This is a genomic window from Propionivibrio sp. (assembly GCF_041441355.1).
In the GTDB taxonomy this organism is placed as follows: domain Bacteria; phylum Pseudomonadota; class Gammaproteobacteria; order Burkholderiales; family Rhodocyclaceae; genus Propionivibrio.
Window position 1 is genome coordinate 1 of sequence record NZ_JASDTF010000012.1, and the last position, 3,667, is coordinate 3,667.

The following is a 3,667-nucleotide window of genomic DNA, read 5'->3' on the forward strand; positions in this document are numbered from 1 at the left end:
TGGCGCAGAAGGTGCCGGTGACCGGCGCGGTGATCGTCACCACGCCGCAGGACATCGCGCTGATCGACGCACGCAAGGGGCTCAAGATGTTCGACAAGGTCGGCATCCCTATCCTCGGCCTCGTCGAGAACATGAGCATCCACATCTGCTCGCAGTGCGGCCACGAGGAGCACATCTTCGGGCACGGCGGCGGCGAGAAGATGTGCGCCGACTACAACGCCGAGTTCCTTGGTGCACTGCCGCTTGAGCTTGCGATCCGCGAAATGGCCGACGCCGGCAAGCCGACCGTGGTCGGCGCCCCGGAATCGCGCGCCGCCGAGCTCTACCGCGCCATTGCCCGTCGCGTCGCGGTCAAGGTCGCCGAACGGGCCAAGGACATGAGCGGTAAGTTCCCCAACATCGTGGTGCAGAACACCTGAGCCTGAGTACGAGGAGCAACGTGGCCGGCCGAGGGCGCGCGCAGTTCTGGCGCCCCGCGCAAGGCGCTTACGCGGAATGCCGCCGCGCCTGCGACAGTGCGGCCTGTTACCGGCCGCATGCGCACGAGACGCTCTCGCTCGGCGCGGTCGATCGCGGTGCAAGCGACTTTTCATTGGCGGGCGACCGCCGCCGCCTGCAGGCCGGCGACGTCGTTCTGATCCCGCGCGATGAGGTGCATGCCTGTAATCCGCTACCGGGCCAGGCCTGGAGTTACCAGATGCTGTATCTGGACGAGGCCTGGCTGCGCGGCGTACTGGACGAAATGAACCCCGTGCCGCCCGGCTGGACGCCGCGTCTGCCGACGAGCGTGCCGCCACAGGCGCTCCATCGCCGGCTGTCGTGTTTGACCGCGACCCTGCTCGGAGCGGCCGACGAGGCCGAAAAAGAAACGGCGCTCCTGCTCTTCGCAGGACGCTTTTTTGCCGCCGATTTTTCAGCCCGGATTGCTTCAGCCCATTTCGCGCCGCTCGAAACCGGCGGCGCATCGCCGCTGCGACAGCGGATGTACGCGCTGCGGGCCTTGATCGCCGAGCGGTGTGCCGAATCCTTGCCCCTCTCCTGGCTGGCCGAACAAGCCGGCTTGAGCCGTTACCATTTCGTGCGCGCCTTCCGCGACGTGGTGGGAATGACCCCGCATGCCTGGCAGACCGACCGACGCATCGTCCGGGCGCGGGCCTTGCTGGCCGAGGGCGCGCCCTTGGCCGACCTGGCCCAGCAGCTCGGGTTTGCCGACCAGAGCCATTTTCAGCGCGCCTTCAAGGCCCGCATCGCGGCGACGCCGGGCGCCTACCGCCGCGCCCTGGCGGGGCGGCGCCGGGCGCAATAACGTTCAAGACCCGAGCGGCCTCGCCTCGTCACACTGCGCTTTTCATGCGGAGTGACGTGATGATGGGGTGGCAGCAGTTTTTTCTGGTGGCCGGGGCGCACTTTCTGGCTTTGCTGAGTCCCGGGCCGGATTTCTTCCTGGTCCTGCGCAGTGCGCTGCGGCAGGGGCGGCGTCAGGCGAATGCCGTTTGCGTCGGGATCGCCTTGGCCAACGGCGTTTATATCGCCCTGGCCGTGACCGGGGTTGCCCTGCTGCAGCCGGGCAGTGCCGCCTTCGAAGCTTTGCGCTGGGGCGGTTGTGCGTACTTGGCCTGGCTCGGCTGGGCTTGCGTGCGTGCCGCCGGTGAGGCGGTCGAAATCAAGCCTGCCAACCTTCCGCTCCCGGCGGCAGATCGTTCGACGGCCCGCGCCGGAGATTTGCGTCCAGCGCAGGGACGCGTCGCCGGGGCGCGCGAACGGTGGTTTCGGGAGCGGTCTGATTGGCTGGCCGCGTTCTCGTCCGGTTTTCTATCCGGCCTCCTCAACCCCAAGAACGCGCTGTTCTACGCCAGCCTGTTCGCCTTTGTCGGCGCCGAGTCGGCGGATGCTGCGGTCCTGTTCGGCTATGGTGTCTGGATGTTCTCGGTCGTGCTGGGCTGGGATATGTTCGTTGCGCGGATGGCCGGGCACCCGGCGGTCGTCGGGCGGATGGCGGCGCACGCGGGGCGTTTTTCGTTGGCGACGGGCGCGGTGTTCTTCGTTCTCGCCGCGCTGCTGGCGTGGGGGGGCTGACGCTGGCCTACGGTTGCGGTTCGAGAAGGCGAATTCACCCTTGTCCTTCAGGGCTTTAAAGCGGTTCCCCAAGACGCCGCCTTGGCCTAAAATGGCGCCCTTTCGTTTTCTGCCGCAGGGGTGTTCCGATGTCCATCAAGTCCGATAAGTGGATCCGCCGCATGGCCGAGGCGCACGGCATGATCGAGCCTTTCGAGCCGGGTCAGGTGCGCCACGTCGATGGGCGCAAGATCGTGTCCTACGGCACCTCGAGCTATGGTTACGATATCCGCTGCTCGAACGAATTCCGGTTGTTCACCAACCTCAATTCGACCATCGTCGATCCGAAGAACTTCGATCCGAACTCTTTCGTCGAGGTCAATGCCGACCACTGCATCATCCCGCCCAACTCCTTCGCCCTGGCGCGTACGGTCGAGTACTTCCGCATCCCGCGCAACGTGCTGACGGTGTGTCTGGGCAAGAGCACTTACGCGCGCTGCGGCATCATCGTGAACGTGACGCCCTTCGAGCCCGAGTGGGAAGGCTACGTGACGCTCGAGTTCTCCAACACCACGCCGTTGCCGGCCAAGATTTACGCCAACGAAGGCTGCGCGCAGGTGTTGTTTTTCGAGTCGGACGAAGTCTGCGAGACGTCGTACAAGGATCGCGGCGGCAAATATCAGGGGCAGGTCGGCGTGACCTTGCCTAAAATCTAAAGATTCCTCAACGTCGGGCAGACCACCCGGCACTTTCCCGTGACTCTCCGGCGGGGGCTGTTTCTGCATCCCGCCGGGCGTGCTTTTCTATTTCCACCTTTCTCCGCACGGAGTTTTCAGCATGCGTTTCAACTTTCCGGTCATCATCATTGACGAGGACTTTCGCTCCGAGAACGCCTCCGGCCTGGGCATCCGCGCCCTCGCCGACGCCATCCAGACCGAAGGCTTCGAAGTCCTGGGCGTTACCAACTACGGTGACCTGACGACCTTTGCCCAGCAGCAGAGCCGGGCCTCGACCTTCATCCTGTCGATCGACGACGAGGAGTTCAAGAGCGGCATGGCCGAAAAGACGGTGGCCAAGCTGCGCGCCTTCGTGACCGAGATCCGTTGCCGCAACGAGGACATCCCGATCTTCCTGCACGGTGAGACGCGCACCTCGCGCCACCTGCCGAACGACGTCCTGCGCGAGCTGCATGGCTTCATTCACATGTTCGAGGACACGCCGGAATTCATCGCCCGCTACGTGGTGCGCGAAGCGCGCGCCTACGTCGAGAGCCTGCCGCCGCCGTTCTTCCGCGCACTGACCCAGTACGCGGCCGACGGCTCGTATTCCTGGCACTGCCCGGGGCACTCGGGCGGCGTCGCCTTCCTGAAGAGCCCGGTCGGCCAGATGTTCCACCAGTTCTTCGGCGAGAACATGCTGCGCGCCGACGTCTGCAACGCGGTCGAGGAACTCGGCCAGCTGCTCGATCACACCGGCCCGGTGGCTGCCTCGGAGCGCAACGCGGCGCGCATCTTCAACGCCGACCACCTGTTCTTCGTCACCAACGGCACCTCGACCTCGAACAAGATCGTCTGGCACTCGACCGTCGCGCCGGGCGACATCGTCGTCGTCG

General features: G+C 65.4%; 5 protein-coding genes. All 5 read left to right on the forward strand.

Going from position 1 to position 3,667, the window contains the following annotated elements; translation table 11 throughout:
- Positions 1–419 (forward strand): P-loop NTPase (locus QMB55_RS04075; protein ID WP_497587392.1); only part of this gene is annotated, 419 nt, incomplete at its 5' end.
- A 20-nt stretch (positions 420–439) separates the two neighbouring features.
- Positions 440–1,306: a helix-turn-helix domain-containing protein gene (locus QMB55_RS04080; protein WP_497587393.1), complete on the forward strand. Its 867-nt coding sequence runs from the start codon at positions 440–442 to the stop codon at positions 1,304–1,306.
- A gap of 59 nt (positions 1,307–1,365) precedes the next feature.
- Positions 1,366–2,076, forward strand: a complete 711-nt coding sequence (locus tag QMB55_RS04085; RefSeq protein WP_497587394.1) for a LysE family translocator — start codon at positions 1,366–1,368, stop codon at positions 2,074–2,076.
- A gap of 128 nt (positions 2,077–2,204) precedes the next feature.
- Positions 2,205–2,771, forward strand: coding sequence for a dCTP deaminase (gene dcd, locus QMB55_RS04090; RefSeq protein ID WP_497587395.1), 567 nt, complete (start codon positions 2,205–2,207; stop codon positions 2,769–2,771).
- 121 nt (positions 2,772–2,892) lie between these two features.
- Positions 2,893–3,667, forward strand: a 775-nt coding sequence (locus tag QMB55_RS04095; RefSeq protein WP_497587396.1) for an Orn/Lys/Arg decarboxylase N-terminal domain-containing protein, incomplete at its 3' end; no start/stop codon positions are given.

Bases quoted from the DNA above. Each gene is read 5' to 3' on its own strand.
- QMB55_RS04085 (WP_497587394.1), top strand. From the start codon at position 1,366: ATGATGGGGTGGCAGCAGTTTTTTCTGGTGGCCGGGGCGCACTTTCTG.
- dcd (WP_497587395.1), top strand. From the start codon at position 2,205: ATGTCCATCAAGTCCGATAAGTGGATCCGCCGCATGGCCGAGGCGCAC.